The organism is Zestosphaera sp., from assembly GCA_038843015.1.
GTDB lineage: Archaea > Thermoproteota > Thermoprotei_A > Sulfolobales > NBVN01 > Zestomicrobium.
The window spans coordinates 1-16,942 of sequence record JAWBSH010000006.1; the positions used below are offsets into that span (position 1 = coordinate 1).

The 16,942-nt window shown below is 42.4% G+C and carries 22 protein-coding genes and 1 tRNA gene; 14 read left to right on the forward strand and 9 right to left on the reverse strand.

All coding sequences use genetic code 11. The features are described 5' to 3' along the window. Together QXL29_05355 and QXL29_05360 are read right to left on the reverse strand one after the other, a co-directional pair. On the reverse strand, window positions 1-202 hold a 202-nt coding region (locus QXL29_05355; GenBank protein ID MEM2284019.1), incomplete at its 3' end, for a glycoside hydrolase family 1 protein. Window positions 203-309: 107 nt separating this feature from the next. After that, window positions 310-672, reverse strand: coding sequence for a hypothetical protein (locus QXL29_05360; protein ID MEM2284020.1), 363 nt, complete (start codon window positions 670-672; stop codon window positions 310-312). Window positions 673-802: 130 nt separating this feature from the next. On the opposite strand from QXL29_05360, the gene QXL29_05365 reads away from it, so the two are divergent. From QXL29_05365 to QXL29_05425, 13 genes are all read left to right on the forward strand, one after another. Continuing rightward, window positions 803-2,053: an MFS transporter gene (locus QXL29_05365; protein MEM2284021.1), complete on the forward strand. Its 1,251-nt coding sequence runs from the start codon at window positions 803-805 to the stop codon at window positions 2,051-2,053. Window positions 2,054-2,150: 97 nt separating this feature from the next. Further along, a complete protein-coding gene (locus QXL29_05370; GenBank protein ID MEM2284022.1) occupies window positions 2,151-3,008 on the forward strand; it encodes a M55 family metallopeptidase in 858 nt (285 codons plus the stop codon). Between the two features lie 17 nt (window positions 3,009-3,025). Continuing rightward, window positions 3,026-3,994 (forward strand): hypothetical protein, encoded by a 969-nt coding sequence (locus QXL29_05375; protein MEM2284023.1) that lies wholly within the window; start codon window positions 3,026-3,028, stop codon window positions 3,992-3,994. Window positions 3,995-4,238: 244 nt separating this feature from the next. Then, window positions 4,239-4,787 (forward strand): multiprotein bridging factor aMBF1, encoded by a 549-nt coding sequence (locus tag QXL29_05380; protein MEM2284024.1) that lies wholly within the window; start codon window positions 4,239-4,241, stop codon window positions 4,785-4,787. Between the two features lie 3 nt (window positions 4,788-4,790). Further along, window positions 4,791-5,924, forward strand: coding sequence for a GTPase HflX (gene hflX / locus QXL29_05385; GenBank protein ID MEM2284025.1), 1,134 nt, complete (start codon window positions 4,791-4,793; stop codon window positions 5,922-5,924). Window positions 5,925-5,976: 52 nt separating this feature from the next. Beyond that, complete coding sequence (locus tag QXL29_05390; protein ID MEM2284026.1) at window positions 5,977-6,510, forward strand: tRNA (cytidine(56)-2'-O)-methyltransferase; 534 nt, start codon at window positions 5,977-5,979, stop codon at window positions 6,508-6,510. Continuing rightward, entirely contained in the window at window positions 6,503-7,036 is a 534-nt protein-coding gene (locus QXL29_05395) for a transcription factor (protein MEM2284027.1), read from the forward strand. The genes QXL29_05390 and QXL29_05395 overlap by 8 nt, the downstream gene beginning before the upstream one ends. After that, the gene (locus QXL29_05400) at window positions 7,011-7,979 is read left to right on the forward strand and encodes a DNA cytosine methyltransferase (GenBank protein ID MEM2284028.1); all 969 of its coding nucleotides are present in this window, start codon (window positions 7,011-7,013) and stop codon (window positions 7,977-7,979) included. The genes QXL29_05395 and QXL29_05400 overlap by 26 nt, the downstream gene beginning before the upstream one ends. A 119-nt stretch (window positions 7,980-8,098) precedes the next feature. Next, window positions 8,099-8,626: a RecB-family nuclease gene (locus QXL29_05405; GenBank protein ID MEM2284029.1), complete on the forward strand. Its 528-nt coding sequence runs from the start codon at window positions 8,099-8,101 to the stop codon at window positions 8,624-8,626. Between the two features lie 26 nt (window positions 8,627-8,652). Further along, a tRNA-Gln gene (locus tag QXL29_05410) sits at window positions 8,653-8,743 on the forward strand. A gap of 51 nt (window positions 8,744-8,794) precedes the next feature. Beyond that, the gene (locus QXL29_05415) at window positions 8,795-9,124 is read left to right on the forward strand and encodes a hypothetical protein (GenBank protein ID MEM2284030.1); all 330 of its coding nucleotides are present in this window, start codon (window positions 8,795-8,797) and stop codon (window positions 9,122-9,124) included. Further along, window positions 9,117-9,680, forward strand: a complete 564-nt coding sequence (locus QXL29_05420) for a sulfite oxidase-like oxidoreductase (GenBank protein MEM2284031.1) — start codon at window positions 9,117-9,119, stop codon at window positions 9,678-9,680. The genes QXL29_05415 and QXL29_05420 overlap by 8 nt, the downstream gene beginning before the upstream one ends. Window positions 9,681-9,860: 180 nt before the next feature. Beyond that, the gene (locus QXL29_05425; GenBank protein ID MEM2284032.1) at window positions 9,861-10,235 is read left to right on the forward strand and encodes a class II SORL domain-containing protein; all 375 of its coding nucleotides are present in this window, start codon (window positions 9,861-9,863) and stop codon (window positions 10,233-10,235) included. A gap of 19 nt (window positions 10,236-10,254) precedes the next feature. On the opposite strand, the gene QXL29_05430 is transcribed toward QXL29_05425, so the two are convergent. The 4 genes from QXL29_05430 to alaXM form a co-directional block, all read right to left on the reverse strand. Further along, window positions 10,255-11,289, reverse strand: coding sequence for a VIT1/CCC1 transporter family protein (locus tag QXL29_05430; protein ID MEM2284033.1), 1,035 nt, complete (start codon window positions 11,287-11,289; stop codon window positions 10,255-10,257). A 3-nt stretch (window positions 11,290-11,292) separates the two neighbouring features. Continuing rightward, on the reverse strand, window positions 11,293-12,516 hold the full coding sequence (locus QXL29_05435; GenBank protein MEM2284034.1) for an FprA family A-type flavoprotein: 1,224 nt from the start codon (window positions 12,514-12,516) through the stop codon (window positions 11,293-11,295). A gap of 91 nt (window positions 12,517-12,607) precedes the next feature. Further along, complete coding sequence (locus QXL29_05440) at window positions 12,608-13,309, reverse strand: peroxiredoxin (protein MEM2284035.1); 702 nt, start codon at window positions 13,307-13,309, stop codon at window positions 12,608-12,610. Between the two features lie 189 nt (window positions 13,310-13,498). Further along, window positions 13,499-14,218: an alanyl-tRNA editing protein AlaXM gene (gene alaXM, locus QXL29_05445; GenBank protein MEM2284036.1), complete on the reverse strand. Its 720-nt coding sequence runs from the start codon at window positions 14,216-14,218 to the stop codon at window positions 13,499-13,501. A 142-nt stretch (window positions 14,219-14,360) separates the two neighbouring features. Here alaXM and QXL29_05450 point away from each other — a divergent pair, with 142 nt between their 5' ends. Then, the gene (locus QXL29_05450; GenBank protein ID MEM2284037.1) at window positions 14,361-15,062 is read left to right on the forward strand and encodes a DUF357 domain-containing protein; all 702 of its coding nucleotides are present in this window, start codon (window positions 14,361-14,363) and stop codon (window positions 15,060-15,062) included. Between the two features lie 64 nt (window positions 15,063-15,126). Here the strand turns inward: QXL29_05450 and QXL29_05455 are convergent, their stop codons facing one another. The 3 genes from QXL29_05455 to rpl4p are packed head-to-tail and all read right to left on the reverse strand — an operon-like array spanning window position 15,127 to window position 16,931. Further along, a complete protein-coding gene (locus QXL29_05455) occupies window positions 15,127-15,843 on the reverse strand; it encodes a 50S ribosomal protein L2 (GenBank protein ID MEM2284038.1) in 717 nt (238 codons plus the stop codon). A gap of 15 nt (window positions 15,844-15,858) precedes the next feature. Further along, a complete protein-coding gene (locus QXL29_05460) occupies window positions 15,859-16,122 on the reverse strand; it encodes a 50S ribosomal protein L23 (GenBank protein ID MEM2284039.1) in 264 nt (87 codons plus the stop codon). Next, window positions 16,119-16,931 carry a 50S ribosomal protein L4 gene (gene rpl4p, locus QXL29_05465; GenBank protein MEM2284040.1) on the reverse strand — a complete coding sequence of 271 codons (813 nt, stop codon included), beginning with the start codon at window positions 16,929-16,931 and terminating at the stop codon, window positions 16,119-16,121. Before rpl4p ends, QXL29_05460 begins: the two co-directional genes overlap by 4 nt. Window positions 16,932-16,942: the final 11 nt, after the last annotated feature.

The following is a 16,942-nucleotide window of genomic DNA, read 5'->3' on the forward strand; positions in this document are numbered from 1 at the left end:
CGTGGTCTGCCTTATACAGCGTTAGATAGCCGGGACCCTCTTCAGGTAGGTGACCACTCACAATACCTGAGATGATATTATTAGGGTCGTGGACCCACACCCACCAGTCCGTGTTAGGGTCTACTTGTTCAGGAAACCCCATCTCAAATTGAAAGCCTGATTCACTAAAACCAAGTAAGAAGTTCTGTGGGATCTTTACCATACACTACTCACATATAATATAACAGTTATCAAGATAAAACTTTTAATGCCTCAAAAACACGAGCACGAAGTAAAGATTAACGCTAGCACTTCAGAAGCTCTCAGAGATTACCCTATTGAGTCTCTTACGTTAAATTTTATACTACCGTAATCTTTAGTCGTAGCAACAAAAACTATCTCGTGTTCTCCTGGTTCAAGCTTAATACCTTCTACTCTTATCGTCACGGCAGTATTCAACGAGAAATTAACAGGATTTGACTCTGATACGTCCTTGTTTAATACACTTCCCGATTCCGTGATTAACTTAATGCTACCTATAGGGATTGGCTTACTGTCAACATGTATTTCCAAGGGTTTAATTAGTATAGCATCAGCAAGAACGTTTCTAAGCATGAGTTCAAAGCCTTCTTCGGTGTTCTTAAGGCTCTTCTTAACATAGAGTCTCCTAAGAAAAATTGAGGGTATAATCACTAGATACACCTCACAACTACTCACATAAACCAAGTTAATAAGCCTTCATGAAGGAACTCCTTATTATAAGCGAGAGTGAGTTATTGACGGCTTTTAATCTTAACTTTATTCATGTGGTTTTGGTGGTCTCGTGAATAGCGACTCACTTAAAGGTTTGTTCAGGCGTGTGTTTAGTGAGTTTAGGTTCATGCTTAAAGGTAATGTCGGGATCATGGCTATCTCATGGTTCCTATTCAGTCTTAGTGGTGCTCTTGTTCAGCCCTTTTTTACGCTCTATGCTAAGAGCCTCGGAGCTGACGAGTTCTCAATAGCTTTAGTTAAGTCAGCAGGTCTCTTAGCGCTTTCCATAGCTTTGATTCCTGGAGGCCTGCTCACAGACTACATTGGTAGAGTTAAGATGATAGTAGCCGGCACTATAGGGATAACGGTTATTCAATTTCTTTACGCTCTAGCGGATAGCTGGAGGTTTCTAGCTCTTATATGGATTTTAGACGAGTTACTTCACTTTTATCAACCAGCACTCTCAGCAATAGTTATGGACTCACTACCTAAGGATAAGACTCTAAAAGGCTTCATAATCCTTCAAGTATTCCCAAACTTGCCGTGGCTATTCATGCCTTTAGTAGGTGGCTACCTGTACGACACGTACGGGTTGATAGGTATTAGAGCAGGCTTTATACTTTCTGGAATAATCAGTGCCATAGTAACTATCTTGAGGATTAAAGGATTTAAAGAAACCTACAGCTACAGACAAAACAACTCAAGTCCGAGAAATATAGTTTATAACTTAGTAAAGAACAGGAATAAAGTTTTCAATGCTTTAAGAGTTTACGTCTATACTGCTTTGTTATTCCCGATAGCTACGGGAGTTTCAAGCACCTACAGCTCTATCTACGTAGTTGACGAGCTCGGCATGAGCAAAGTTGATTTAGGAGAGATTACGAGCTTCTCCATCGCCTTAAGCATAGCGTTTTCCTCGATATTCTCGACCTTCAAGAACGTTGATAAACATCTGCGTGAGCTGGGAGTGCTGGGGTCACTCTCCGTAGCTCTCTCACAGGCCGCATTGGGGCTTGCAGGAAAGACAGCCACCAACTTTGTTTTTCTTGCCGCACTCTCTTTTGTATTGAGTCAAGTAGGCTCTACACTGACAGGACCCGTAATCTCAGCAACACTCACTAGAATCATACCCATTGAACTCAGAGGCACTATGACAGGAATTCAGCGAACGTTAGAAACTCTAGGCAGTTCTCTAGGTTCTTTTATAGCAGGAGTGCTCTACATCGTATTAGGCCCCTCAGACTCCCTACTGATCAGCTCGCTACTTGGATTAACAGCCACTTACTACTTACTAATGCTTCTAACTAAACTCACTACTTAGTCAGTGTTCCACTTCTTGAAGTATGTGATTCCTGAAGATCTGACTCGCGCTATTTTTAACGTTTCAGTTAAGAATATATCTGACAGGTGTTTTAATCGTGCCGTGGAGGAGAGCCTTCCTCTCAGTGGATTTGGAGGGACTACCTCACGTCGTAAGTCGTCTTCATTTAGTTCCTGGAAGACCTCTCTGGGAAGAGGCTAGAGAAATAGCTACTAAGGTCGTTGTGAGGGCGTGTGAGGTCTTGAGAGATAGCGGGTTCGAGGAAGTAGTTGTTGCTGACAGCCATGGGGATATGGTCAACCTAGAAGTGAGTAAGTTTTCAGACTATGTGGTGTTAGTCAGAGGTTACCCCAGACCCACTTCTATGATAGCTGGTGCTGAAGGGAGTGACGTTGCTTTAATGATAGGATATCACTCGGGCTTCGGCACTCGTAAGGCAGTTTTTGATCATACGTTCAGCGGGGCAGTAGTGAGAAGTCTTGAGTTCAACGGAGTCAGGTTCAGCGAGTATCTAGTGAATTCTTCTGCTTTAGGACATTTAGGAATTCCCGTAGTATTCTTGGCAGGCGACGAGAATTTAAGGACAGAGGTAGCTAAACACACTCCTTGGGTAGTATTCACTCCTTTAAAAGAATCACTAAGTAGGTATTCAGCAAAAAGTCCATCACTAAGTAGAGTGTTGAAGGACCTAGAATTAGGTATTAGAGAAGGATTAAGAAAACATGCTGAGGGCTTAACAAAGCCGTTCAAGATAGAGACACCGGTTACTGTCAGAGTGAGTTTTCACGAGAGTGGGTTTGCTGACGTAGCAGAACTCCTACCGATAGTAAAGAGGGTTGACAGCTTGACTGTAGAGTATGAGGCGCGCAATCCCGTAGAAGCCTACAAGATCTTAGAAGCGTTGATAATGGCTTCTCACGGCATTAGACTAATAACTGAGATTCAGTTAAGGTAGTTGCTACAGGTTTTCTCATGTTTAGGTCTCTCCTTAAACTAATAGAGAGTCCTGAAAAAATCGACTTCTTCAGGCTTTTCTATCCTTCTTTCTCGCTACCGCTAGTTTCTATATCTAGTGACGGCTTAAAGGCAGTTAAAGAATACGGACACTGTAGAGGGACTCAGCTAGTTATCGAGAATAACGGGTTATACGCTTTAAGCGACTTTAATGAGTGTCTCCAGTACTCGCAGTACTTGAGTGGCTCGTGGTTCAACGCAAGAGATTACCTAAGTAGCGTATCTGAGAACTTCAGGAACTTGATAGAAAGAATGCTGACTCTGTACACTGACTTAGGAATTCCGACGTCACCGCTAGACGATCTAGAACTCTTCACTTCCATAATACTCTCACGCAATACTGACTACCATAGAAACACTGTAGGTTGGGTTAAGAAACTCCTTAAAACTTTCCCCTCTCTAGAATCACTAATCAACGCTGAGTCAGACTTCTTGGTCTCTAGGGTTAGCAGTAGCTACCAAGTACTTGAGTTACCGAAAATCTTGGATTGCTACTTGAGAGTGAGGAACTTGCTGAAGGGACCCTCAGAAAACTCGCGAGCTCTCTTAAGATGTCCTGGAGTAGGTCCTAAGACGCTGTACGCCTACATACTCTTCGTGAAACTAGATTCTAGGTATGCTCCAATAGACACTAACTTGCTAAGCTTCTTGAGCAGACTAAGAGATTTAAGAAGAATAATCAGCAAGTCGGCGCTCCCTATCAAAGAATATTGCTTTAAGTACGTCTGTGATTCATGTCCGAAGAACGGCGTGTGCATTGAAGCATTGCTGAGGAATAAGTTAGGACCTCTAAATGGTTGGTTCCAGACTGTCGCTTTCTTACACAACAAGACATACTGCGCAACTAGAAAATGTCTTGTGTGCCCACTATCTACGGAATGCCTATCCTTCATAGGGAGAGGCGACCTGACCTCCTCCCCGCCCTAAAGTGCGGGGGTTCTGGGGAGGTTTGGAGCTACATTCCCGGCTATCGCCGGGTTCAGCTCCGCGCCCGGTCTCAGGCGCATTACCCCTACCCCGTGTAGAGCGGGGCTCAGGGATATGGCTTCCCAATACCTAAAGAATACAGAGCTTAAAACCTTACCACACCATCCCCGCCCTAAAGAACGAGGCTTTCGGGATTGTAAGAACTTAATAACATGCTTAACGGATTATGTAGAGGGTTAGGTAATTGAGTAGTGACTTGACTTACTGTGAGATGTGCGGCAGACCCATAAAGAAGAGAGAAGCTAGAGTAGTTTATGTTGAGGGGAGTAAGCTAGTTCTGTGTTTTTCTTGCTATTCTAAAGTCTCTAAGAGAGCCGTGAGCGCTGAGCTGAGAGAAATCGCTCAAAAGCCTGCATCAACACACTCACACAGACCCAGTCTCACCACTCGAGCAACTAGCAAGACACCGCAGAAAAGTAGTAAAGTGGTAGATGAGTACGAAGTGGTTCCAGACTATCATGAGAGAATAAAGAAAGCTAGAGAGAAGCTAGGATGGTCGCAGAAAGTGCTTGCTAACGCAGTTAGAGAGAGCGAGAATGTTATTAAGAGAATAGAAGCCGGACGTCTAGTCCCCTCAATAGACCTAGCACGCAGGTTAGAGAACGTACTTAAAATACAGCTGTTAGAGCCGGTAGTCGACACAAGCGTCAGTACCTCAAAAACCGTGAGTAAGGGTATTACGGGCCTCACAATAGGTGACGTAATGGTTTTAAGGAAGGAAGAGAAGGAGTAGCTGATGAGTAAGAAATCAATACTAGTAGCTAGAGAAAGCGATTTAAGTGAGGCGCTTTCTCTAGCTGACACAATACGTTTAAATATAGTTAAGAAACTCATACTACGAAATAACTACAGACCAGACAGAAACTACTTCCTCAACTCAAGACTACTAGACGAAGTCAAGAGTCTCCTTAACACTCTCAACTCGAACAAAACAATAATAGACTCAATCTACATCTATGAAGTCCTACACCCACGTCAGGTAGTCAATTTAATAAAAGAGCTAAAGTTAGAAGTTAGAGACAAGATACTAATGGTTCTTGAAATATTCGCTGGCCACGCAGGCTCTAAAGAAGCTAAGTTGCAGATAGAGATGGCTGAGATAACATATCAACTACCCATCGTTAAAGAGTGGATTAGGAAAGCTAAGTTAGGTGAGCTCCCGGGTTTCATGGGTCCTGGAGAATACGCTACCGAGACCTACTATAACCACATGAGAAGAAGACTCGCTAAAATAAGAAAAGACTTGAATGAGTTGAGAATCAGGAGAAGAAAAGAAAGAGAACTTAGAGTCTCTAAAGGTTTCCCACACATAGCTATTTCAGGCTACGCCAACGCAGGAAAAACAACTCTATTTAATTCCCTAACTAAACTAAGCAAGCCTACAGGTCCAGAAATGTTCACAACTATTTCTCCTAAAGTGGCGTTAGCGTTAATAGACTGCTCTGAGGTAGTGTTTGTCGACACTGTAGGTTTCATAAGAGACTTACCTCCGGAAGTTATAGAGGCTTTCTACGCTACACTAGAAGAAATCTCATTCTCAGACTTGGCAGTCTTAGTTCTAGACTCTTCTGAACCCTCAAACATGATTGAGTCGAAACTAAAGACTTCACTAGATATACTATCGAAGATAGGATACTTTGGGAAACCTCTCATCGTAGCTCTAAATAAAATCGACTTAAGTAACGACCTAGAAAACATAGAGAGTCTAGTCAGAGACTACATGTCTTCTAACTACTTATGGAGTTGGCGTCTAGTTAAAGTTTCTGCTCTGAAGGGTAAGGGTTTGAGCGAGCTTAAGAAGGTATTATGTGAGTTTCTCTCACCGAAAACTAGCGAGGGTCTTAAAACAAGTAGTTTCAGACATAATTAGAGGTCTGAGCCCTAAATATATTTTTAGGGGGACCGCTTTGCTCCATAAGGGAATTAAAGTTTGCGTTTTAAGGATAGGTCATAGACCTGAGAGAGATAAGAGGGTGACTACGCACGTAGCGCTTACCGCGAGAGCTTTTGGTGCGTCGTGTTTTGTATTAGGCGATGTAGAAGATCAGAGTGTTTCTGAGAGTTTAAGGAAAGTCTGCGAGAGGTGGGGCTGCGGAGACTTTAAGTATCTCTCGGGCGTTTCTAGTATTAAGTTTATTAATGAGTGGAAAAATTCCGGAGGTTCTGTAGTGCACCTCACGATGTACGGCTTACACCTCGACGAGGTCATCAACACTATAAGGTCGTCATCTAAAGATTTACTGGTTGTAGTAGGCGCATCGAAAGTTCCGAGAATCTTCTACGAGTTAGCAGACTTTAACGTAGCGATAGGGCATCAACCACACTCGGAAGTTGCTGCCTTAGCAATCTTCTTAGACAGGCTTTTTGAAGGAAAAGAACTTCACCTTATTTTCTCTGATGCTAAATATTATATAGAGCCGTCGATTAAGGGAAAGAAGGTGGTTAGAGTTGGGTAAGTCTAGAAAGTTAGACGAGCTATCTAAATTTATTGAAGAATATATCGGGGAAGCGGGCAAGGCAGTTTTCGAAGTCTTAGTTAAGCGTAATAAAGAGTTAACAGACTCAGAAATAGTTTCAGAGACGGGCATTAACGAGCAGGAAGTTAGAAGAGCTCTATACGAGCTACACTCATTAGGCATTGTTGCTTACAAGAAAAAGCAGAGTCCTGAAGATGGAAAGTTTATTTATACGTGGTTCATAGACGGAGGCAGACTTAATCAAGTCCTCCTCCAGAGAAAGAAAGAAACATTAAGTAAACTTAAGGCTAGGCTAAATTTCGAGTCTAACAATACTTTCTTCGTGTGTGACGTTGACGGTGTTAGACTAACTTTTGATGAGGCTTTCGAGAATGACTTTAAGTGTCCTAAGTGTGGGGCTGATTTAAGGCCTGAAGACAATACGACTACTAAAGAATTCCTGAAGAAAATGATCGCCAAACTCGAAGAGGAAATATCTAATGAGGAGAAGGAAGTCACTAGTTGATTTATTTGCTGGTGGCGGAGGCTTTAGCAGGGGATTCTATGAAGCGGGCTTTGAGCCCGTCCTAGCTGTAGAGATAGATGAAGCCTCAACTAAGACATACGTATCTAACTTCCCTAAATCGCTAATTATATCGGAAGACATACGCGACCTCGAGTGCTGGAGGTTACGTGACCTTCTAAGTTATGAGAAAGTAGACGTAGTGATAGGCTCCCCACCTTGCGAGCCTTTCACAGGGTCCAACCCTAACAGAATGAAAGACCCTCTAGACAGACTGTATAGAGACGAGACAGGCAGACTAGTCTTAGAATTCATAAGGATTCTTGAATGTCTAGAGCCTGAGTACTTCGTCATGGAGAACGTTCCGGCAATACTAGACGGAGACCTGAGTTCAGCACTTAAGGAAGAATTTAGTAGGGTTGGGTATGACGTCTACTTCAACCTTCTCAGAGCAGAAGATTATGGAACTCCCTCAAGAAGACTTAGAGTGTTCATATCTAATGTTCGTATAGACCCTCCTAAGTCAAGTAGGCTAATTACTGTGTTAGAAGCAATTTCAGACCTTCCGGAACCTTCGGCAGACCCTCAGATACCTAATCACGAGCCGCCGCCAAGTCTCAGTAAGTCTAAGCTGAAGAAAGTGCTTAGGCTTAGGTGGGGTGATTCAGTAGTTAAGTATGAAGGTGCTGAAGGACGATTCTTACCTAATCTTATTAGGTTGCATCCCTACAAGACAGCGCCGACGGTGTTAGGCTCTTCAAGATTCATACATCCTTTCGAGAACAGGCTACTTACTGTCAGAGAGCAGGCTAGACTGATGGGGTTCCCTGACAACCACGTATTTCTGGGAGGTAGAGACCAACAATATAATCAAGTGGGGGAGGCTGTTCCGCCACCAATAGCTAGAGCGATAGCTCTTGAGTTACTTAAGCGTTTAGGTACTTGAAAATCTAACCATCATTTTTAAGCCTCTTTTATGAAATAGTTGTTGTGAGAACTCAAGACGAGAAGAGGTAGTCTTGATAACAAAGCTCGTATTGCTGAGTAGGTTGGTGAACAGAGGTGTTGGGTCAAAGTCCTGTGAACACTGAGCAGACACTAAGAACTAGAGACGGTGATGACAGCTTAGAACTAATAGTAGTAGTCAGTAATGTTTCGTCTCCTCAGAGACTAATTGATTTCGCTAAGCTAGTCTATGGTCTAAGCAACTTAAGAAGTAGCCTAGTCTTCACTAGGGTTTCTGGCATGGCGGCCCAGTCAGGAGTGCCTGAAGTAAGTAAGTATCTGTATAGGTTAGGTAAACCATTACTTCTCCTGCCATCACCTCAGGATGTCATCGACTTGCTAAAGCCTGACAGAATTCTAGTATTAGCTAAAACTGATGTTTCTAAAGACATCGAAGAAATAGCTGACAGCTTGAAAGGTCGAGTAGCTCTGTTAGTCAACGGCGGCGATACACCTCCACCTAAAACAGAGCTTAGCTTAGGGGATCACGTTATGGTGAGAGAGCTTGACCCATCTACACCACCCCAAGCACTACTAGCTATAACACTCTACGTGATTATGAAGAAGCACGCAGAGAAAAACATTTAAGCTGAGTTACTATAAGAAAATCGTGGAGCCGGGTCGTCTAGCGGCCAAGGATGCGGGGCTTTGGACCTAACAGGAGGAACCCCCGTGACCGGGGTTCGAATCCCCGCCCGGCTACCACGTCATTTTCTACTTAAAATCGTGCGGCTCGTATAATACTTCGGGATTTTCGTGGAGTGCCGGGTCTCTAGTCCCGAAGCGCTCGCACCTAAAGGGATTAAGCTCGTCCTAACATGTGATCACGCACCTAAAGAAGCTTTTTTTATTGAGGAACTACATAAACATGCTTCCGCGGTCAAAGATTTCCTGAGTAATATGCTAAATCTAAAAGACCTTGAGATAATATTTAGTGAGAATGAAGTTATAGGTACAGACTACATACTATACTCTTACAAAATTTTTCGTCAAGGGAGCTACGTAGGCACGTGCAGATTTATAGCATACAACAATAAATTAATTAAGTCTCTGTGCACTATTAGTGGAGGGATCGCTTTTGAGTAAGCCTGACTCATTACCTCCTGGACAAAGAGCTATACCTAACTTCATAATCTACAGGATTCTTGGTCAGCCCCAAGTAGACCTTACTTCATGGAGGTTAAGGGTAGGGGGCGATGTGAGCAACCCCCTAACATACACATACAACGAATTGCTTGAAATGATTGACACGTCTTATGTCTCAGATTTCCACTGCGTCACTGGATGGTCTGTAAGAAACGTCATGTGGGAAGGCGTCTCACTAAGAAAACTCTCCATGAGAGCACAGCCGTCAAAAGATGTCAAGTGGGTTTACATAGTGAGTCTAGATAGGTACACGACCGTAATACCATACGAAGATTTTCTCGATGAAAGAAGTCTCCTTGCATTAAGAATGAATGGAAGGACTTTAAGTTTAGAACAAGGCTTTCCAGCAAGGATCTTCATACCACATTTATATGGCTGGAAGAGTGCTAAATGGGTGACTGAGATCACCCTAACTAAAGAATATAAAGATGGATATTGGGAGGCTTTAGGCTATCATCATAGAGGAAACGTATGGAGAGAAGAGAGGTTTAAGTAATTAATTTCTTCATCTTAATTCACCAGCAAGAGATTTCACTAACACTTAAATCAAACTAAGTAACACTTTTAACGTAATATAAAAATATTTAAATAAAATTGATTGACATATTATAATATTTTAGTTTCAATGATTAATCTTTATTAGCTTCAAACCAGTAGATATATTGGTGTATCTTAAATGAAGAGCTTCAGCGAACTAATATATAGTCAGGAGAGAGCGCCAGGCGAAGCAATAACTAAAGTTGAAACCCACACACCAAAAATAGAAGCACCCGATACCGTAAAAACTAACGAAGCTTTTGAGGTTAAAGTTTTTGTAGGACCTCACCCAAACACCGTAGAACACTCTATCAGAAGGATAGAACTCTACTTCTACGAAGAAGGTAGACCTTTTAACCCGATAAGACTAGCTACTACAGAGTTAGAGCCTGTATATAGTGAGCCAGAAATAAGGTTGAAAATAAAACTGAAAAAGAGTGGAGTCATATACGCTGTAGAGTACTGCAACTTACACGGATTGTGGGAAGCTAGGAAAGAAATTAAGGTTGAGTAAACTTATTCTACTTTATTTTTCATATCTCAATACCTAAGAGAATGTTAGCTATTCTACCAATAAAGTAAGTTATGGTTGCGGCGATCATTCCCAGAGCTATTAGTTCTAGGATTTTGCGCTTGGCTTCAAGACCTCCTAAAATGGATATTATGAAGCCCGTCAGCCCTAAGGCCGCCGCAGAAAACACGAAAGACAAAACTACTGAGATTGGTGGAGGGATAAGCAACACGTAGGGGAGTAAAGGTACTAGAGACCCTGACAAGTAAGAGAGCCCCGTGAATAGTCCTGCTTTTTTGGGGTCTCTTGATGCCTCCTCATTTCCTATGTGAATGTCTAAAGCAGTTAGACTAGTTCCAAGTTCTCCAGAACTATAGCCAGACTTTACCGCAGACAGTAACTGTAAGTACTTCATTTTTTCGTTAGCTATTTGTGTACTAGTCTTTGAACTAATATATGCTCCTATACCCATAGAAAGAGCTCCCCCAATACCCACTAGCGTGCCGCCAATAAAGACGTATAGTGGGAGTACAAAAGTTCCTGCAAGCCCTGCAGAGACTGAGAGAACCTCGACTAAGCCGTCATTCATTCCCAAAACTATTTCCCTAACGTGTTCTAGGAAAGTCTTATACAGCTCTTCTTCCTTCTTCAAAACATTCTCGTGAAGTACTTCGTCTTTAGCGATACTTACGAGTAACTTTACCTCATGATCATCTAGCTCGCCTGACTCAACCACACTTAAGTATTCTCTAACAGCTCTCACTTCGTCATGCTCTAATAACTTGATAACGAAGCCTAAACCAAAAACCCTATATGCAAACTTCAACAACATTAAATTCAGTACTTTTTTAAACCTGCGTGCTTTGGGTTCTACTTCCTTCCTCTTAAGGAAATTCTTCCAGAAAGCGACGTGCGAAGCTTCCATGGAAGCAAGCTCTTTAAGTTTTTTGCTAAGTGCCTCATCAGAGACTCTAGCAGCTAAGTACTCATAAGATGCTTGAGCAAGTTCCTCGTCCTCTAAAGACTTAAGGGCTATCCTTATTATGTCATGACTCATGTCTTAAGAAACCTCTAAAGAAGCCAAGATTTCTCTCGCTAGACTACTTAATTTCTGGAAGTCTGTCTCTGTGAGTAGGCTGTTAACTGATAACTCGCCAGAGAGCTTAAACTTAGATCTCGTGAGTAAGTTCCTTATCTCTCTTGATGCCGCGTCGTTCCAGCCGTAAGTAGTTATGATGTAGAGCGGCTTTTCGGAATCCGTCTTACTTAGTAGGAGTTCTAATACGTACTTAGTTAGAGGGAAGACAGCGTTGTCATATGTTGAGGTTACTAATACAATCACCTTAGCATCAATAGCTTCTCCTAGAAAATCTGAGACGTTATCTCTATAATCTGAGGTAAACTTGAATACCTCAATATGCACGTCATCTCTTTTGATCATGCTTAATAGTTTCTCAACTATTTTCTCGTTATAGCCGTACATAGACGTATACAGAATAACTAGCTTCTTATTTTCTGGTCTAGCTTCAGCCCATAAACGATAAAGCTTAATCGCCTCATTAATTGTGTCAGTTCCTAGCAATACAGCCCCGTGTGAGGGTGCTACTAACTCCACCTTTAGATTATGTGTAGTAAGCTTATTTAGCGCCTTAATGACGTTATCTCTGTAATGTCCTATTATGTTAACAAAGTATTTTTTCATGAACCTAGAGTACCGCGTCTTCAAATCAGTTAAATCACTTACTATGATGGGAGACACAGAGTAAGCGCCGAACGCGTCGCAAGTCATCAGAGCTCTAAACTCATCAACATAAGTGAAAATTGTTTCCGGCCAGTGCAACCACGGGACATGGAAAAACCTCAACGTAGTGTCGCCAAGCCTCAACTCTTCGCCATCTCTTACAGGCCTAAATTTAACTTCTATACCTAGAAGAGACTTTATGAGTTTAGCTGTGAGAGGGTGTCCTAAGACCTCAGCTCCGAACTCATTTAAAGCACTCAAAGCTTTCAAGGAACTACTGTGATCAGGCTCCATGTGATGAAGGACTACATACTTAATATCTCTTAAATCAACTACTCTTCTAAGAGCATCAATGTATTCTTCTGAGAATACGTGTTTTACAGTGTCAAAGAGGACAGATCCTTCTTTAGTCTTCAGGACGTACGAGTTGTACGTGATCCCCTCAGGTATCTCCCAGAGAGACTCAAAGTACATTATTTTCCTGTCAAAAACTCTCAAGACAACCAGGTCTTTTAGAAGTTCTTTTACTTCAACTAGCTCCAATGTAAGACCCCTATAATATAGGTAATAATACTTAAAATCGTGTATTAGTTAGGTTCCCTCAAAAAACGTTGTACTTTAGGGACTTCTTAAATTACTTGCGAGCTTCTGCTACTCTCTTTAAGAAAGCTCTTGCTTCTGCAGCGTCTTCTGCAGGTACTTCTTTATGACAGAACCACCAGTCAAAGCACGTATATTTCTTTAATCTTTCGGACGCTTCACTCATGGTTGATGGTGGCGGTATTATAGCTCTTTCACCTATTAATTCGTTGTTAGGCCAGTTCGCAGGTATGGCTACACCGTGTTCTTCATGTACTTGCAGAGCTTTTAGTATCCTGAGTATTTCGTCAATATTTCTACCTAATTCTAGAGGGTAATACAGGATAACTCTTATTACGCCTTCAGGATCTACAATGAATACTGCCCTAACAGTTGCCGTAGTAGATTCTGCATGAAGTAATCCAAGCTTCTCAGCTACTTGCCCTCTAGGATCAGCTATTATAGGAAACGGAATCTCATAACCTAGTTTCTCTTTTATCCACTCAACCCACTTAATATGGCTATAGTTGCTGTCTATACTAAGTCCTATAAGCTCTGTGTTTAATTTTTTGAAGTCTTCATACCTTACAGAGAAAGCAACGAATTCAGTCGTACACACTGGAGTGAAGTCTGCTGGGTGACTAAAGAGGACAAACCACTTACCTTTATAGTCGTCTGGCAAGACCTTCTTACCGTAATTAGTGAGTACCTCGAGCTTTGGGAAGGGCTCACCTATTAAAGGTATTAAACCGGGCATTTTTGTTTCACCAATTTATATTTAAAATTGAGGTATTTAAACTTTATCATTGGATAAATTAATGAAAGCATTTAACTTTATGAACAGACTGAAATATACGCTAGGTTACTCTACGGGTTTGATTAGAGTAAATACTTCTCTAGAGTGAATACTTAAAGAAAGAAAAATCGTTCGCTACAGACGCGCTAGTTAAGGCTCTACTGTATAGTATATTCTCTTTCTCTTCTTACCTCTATTTTCTGTTTTTAAGAGGACAAACTTGCCTATCTCTGCTGTGTTCTTAACGTGAGGTCCTCCGTCAGCTTGTATATCAACACCGGGGATCTCTACTATCCTTAAAGTTTCTATGTTTGGCGGCATCCTAGCGGCTAGCTTTACTATACCTGGTATTTTCATAGCCTCTTCTCTGCTAAGCCAGTAGATTCTAACTTCTATACTCTTCTTTATGATCTCGTTAACTTCTTCTGCTGCCTTACTGAAGACTTCTTTTTCGTCACCCTGCACATCATAGTCTTCTTTCGCTTTATCTGGTTCTACACTACCCCCAGTAACTAGAGAGCCGTATCTAGAGTACATGACTGCAGATAGTATGTGTGCTGCGGTATGTAACCTCATCAACTTATACCTCCTCTCCCAATTCAACTCACCAATAATTGAGGAACCGGGCTTCAAACCCTCGACACTATCAAGCACGTGTATGACCTCGCCAGAGTTCTTATCGATTATTACGTCTCTGACCTCGTACTTCTTCTCGCCAGAGTAGAGCCAGCCAGTATCATTAGCTACACCCCCAGACGTGGGATGAAAAGCAGTCTTATCTAAGACTACACCATCTCTAGCTACTTCAATCACAACAGCCTCAAATCTCCTTAAGTAGCTGTCTTTCTGAAACAGCAACTCAGTAACCACTCAAACCACCGAATAGTATTAAGAAAAACAATAAAAATAACTAGAACACTAGCAACCACTGCATCTCCTGCCTGAACAGCTAGAAAAAGGTTAGGTTATTTATAATATGCTGCATACGAAGTTTATTCTCCGGGGTAACGTAATGGCGTTAGAAGACATTCACACTAGGTTAAAGACCTACATAGACATGGTTGAAAAAGCACTGAAGACCTTGAGAATATTAAATGACAGTAAAGAAGTAAACGAGGTAATAAGACTAGCGTCACTTTACTTGAATGACTCGAAGTACTACTTCAGCATCGGTGATTACGTAACTTCATTGTCTTGCGTAGCATACAGTGAGGGCTTGTTAGACGCCTTAAGACTTACAAGCAACGTCGAGTTTGAGTGGGTGAGAGAAAAGCCTAAAAAAGTCCTCATAGGAGGGACTTTCGACTTGCTACATCCGGGTCACGTACATTACGTGAGAGAGGCTCATAAGAGAGGACTAGTATATGCCGTAGTAGCTAGAGACTCTGTAGTCAAGAAAATAAAAGGAAGAGAACCAGTATTTGACGAAAAATCAAGACTCACTCTAGTTTCTTCTCTTAAATACGTTTATGAGGCAATACTAGGTGATGAAGAAGACTTTATGAAGCCAGTGATTAAAGTGAGGCCAGACATAATACTGTTGGGTCCTGACCAACCCATAGACGAGCATACTCTCACCCGGAATAGCGAGAAACTAGGTCTAAACGTGACTGTAGAGAGACTGAGAGAGAGGGTGGGAGGACAGCTGATGTCAACTACAGACATAATAAAAGAAGTCCTCCGCAGATACTGCGTAAATCAATACAACAAATAAAACCAGAAAAATTAAAGGATGTAAGGTTCACAACGGAAATACGCTTCAAGACTTTAAAGAACTCTTACCTCTTTCTGAGACCTGTTCTCCTAGCGGCTATATGGCCTACCTTCCTGCCTGGCGGCGCGTTTCTAGATACTGTGGACGGATGTGACTTCCTCTGGTGGTGTCCACCACCAAATTTATGACTGACCGCATTCATTGCTACGCCCCTGACTCTAGGCCATTTATGCGCTTTCACTTTCCACTTATGGTAAGCAGCACCAGCTTTAAGTAAGGGCTTCTCAGGTCTTCCAGCACCCGCCGGAACACCTATAGTTGCCCTAGCCGTACTCAAAATACTTTTCTGTCTTTTGCTGGGTAGAAGAACTATAGTGTACTTGTCAGACCTGCCGAGAACTATGGCGTAACTGCCGGCCTGCCTAGCTAGCTTACCGCCATCACCTGGTCTCAACTCTATGTTATAGATTTTAGTTCCTTCAGGTATCTTACCTAACGGGAGAGTACATCCTAGGTTTGCCGGCGCGTCAGGACCTATAAAGACTTCCTGCCCCACATACATGCCCTCAGACGCAGGTATGTAATATTCACCGCCATTCTCTAACACTATCCTAGCTAGGGGGACCCACCTACCCGGATCATGTAACAATTCAGCAACAACTCCCTTATATGTGGCGTCAGTTAGTGGGGGGTACCTAGCTTCAGCAACTCTAGTGTGTGAGGGGCTCCTGAAGTTTTGCCCGCCGCGACCAGCTCTCTGCTGAAGTATTTTCTTACCCACCCAACATCACCCTACCTAAATAAGACCTAACCTAGTCGCTACCTCGCTAGCTTTATACTCTGGCTTAAGCTTAACATAAGCTTTCTTCTCTCCCTTCATAGTTATCAGAACGTTTACTTTCTCTACCTTAACACCAAAGAGTTTCTCTACAGCCTCTTTTATATCGCCTTTAGTGGCTTTTAGGTCAACTACAAAGACTAAAGTATTATTCTTCTCTATCAGTGAGAGAGTTTTCTCAGTAGCTAAAGATCTCTTAATTATTGACGCAGGGTCCTTCAAAAGCTCATCACCTCAAACCTCTTCCTGAGTACTTCTAAAGCAGACTTAGTGTATATAGTTAGCCTTCCCGGAACACCCCCAGGAGCTAAGTGTATCACACTCAACATACTAGCAGGAACTACGTCAACCCCGGGTAAGTTTCTGAAAGCTTTGTATGTGTCGAGATTCTCCTCATGCACTACAATCAAGAGAGACTTAGGCCTCACGTACCTCCTGCCCCTCATCTTACCCTTACCAGCCCTAATCCTAGTCTTATTGTGTGCTCTCTCGACATCCACGAAAACACCCAGGCCCTTAAGCAACTTCTTAGCATCACTAGTCTTAACGACACTCAGCGCCTGATCATCAACTACTATTGGTAAGACTTCTTTTTCGAATAAGTGACCTCTCAGCCTAACTAATTCAGGATGACTAGTAGCGGCTATAGCTGAAGCAATAGCCCTGACCTTCTCTTTCTTATTTATCCTCTCCCTAACAACTTTCTCGACTCTAGGTGGGTGAGCTAGCCTGCCACCCCTAGTCATAGGAGCTAAGACCGCACGACCGTTATCAAGCCTGGGCACCCTAGCTACACTATGCCCTATACCCCACGATTCACCAACTCTTCTCTTACCAGCTAAGGGGTCTCTCCCTTTAGGCTGCAACCTAGCAGTAAAGGAAGCTAAGAAAGCCCTCCTAATTAAGTCTTTCCTTACCGGAAAAGAAAAAACGTTAGGAAGAACCACCTCACCGATTACGTTACCACTAGCATCATACACAGGAACCTTCTTCTCCACTATTTTCTCACTCACGAGTAGTTTCTCAGACATCACTCAACACC

Coding starts and splice junctions, on each gene's coding strand:
- QXL29_05375 (MEM2284023.1), top strand. CDS start 3,026: ATGTTTAGGTCTCTCCTTAAACTAATAGAGAGTCCTGAAAAAATCGAC.
- hflX (MEM2284025.1), top strand. CDS start 4,791: ATGAGTAAGAAATCAATACTAGTAGCTAGAGAAAGCGATTTAAGTGAG.
- QXL29_05400 (MEM2284028.1), top strand. CDS start 7,011: ATGAGGAGAAGGAAGTCACTAGTTGATTTATTTGCTGGTGGCGGAGGC.
- QXL29_05425 (MEM2284032.1), top strand. CDS start 9,861: ATGAAGAGCTTCAGCGAACTAATATATAGTCAGGAGAGAGCGCCAGGC.
- QXL29_05430 (MEM2284033.1), bottom strand. CDS start 11,289: ATGAGTCATGACATAATAAGGATAGCCCTTAAGTCTTTAGAGGACGAG.
- QXL29_05440 (MEM2284035.1), bottom strand. CDS start 13,309: ATGCCCGGTTTAATACCTTTAATAGGTGAGCCCTTCCCAAAGCTCGAG.
- QXL29_05450 (MEM2284037.1), top strand. CDS start 14,361: ATGGCGTTAGAAGACATTCACACTAGGTTAAAGACCTACATAGACATG.
- rpl4p (MEM2284040.1), bottom strand. CDS start 16,931: ATGTCTGAGAAACTACTCGTGAGTGAGAAAATAGTGGAGAAGAAGGTT.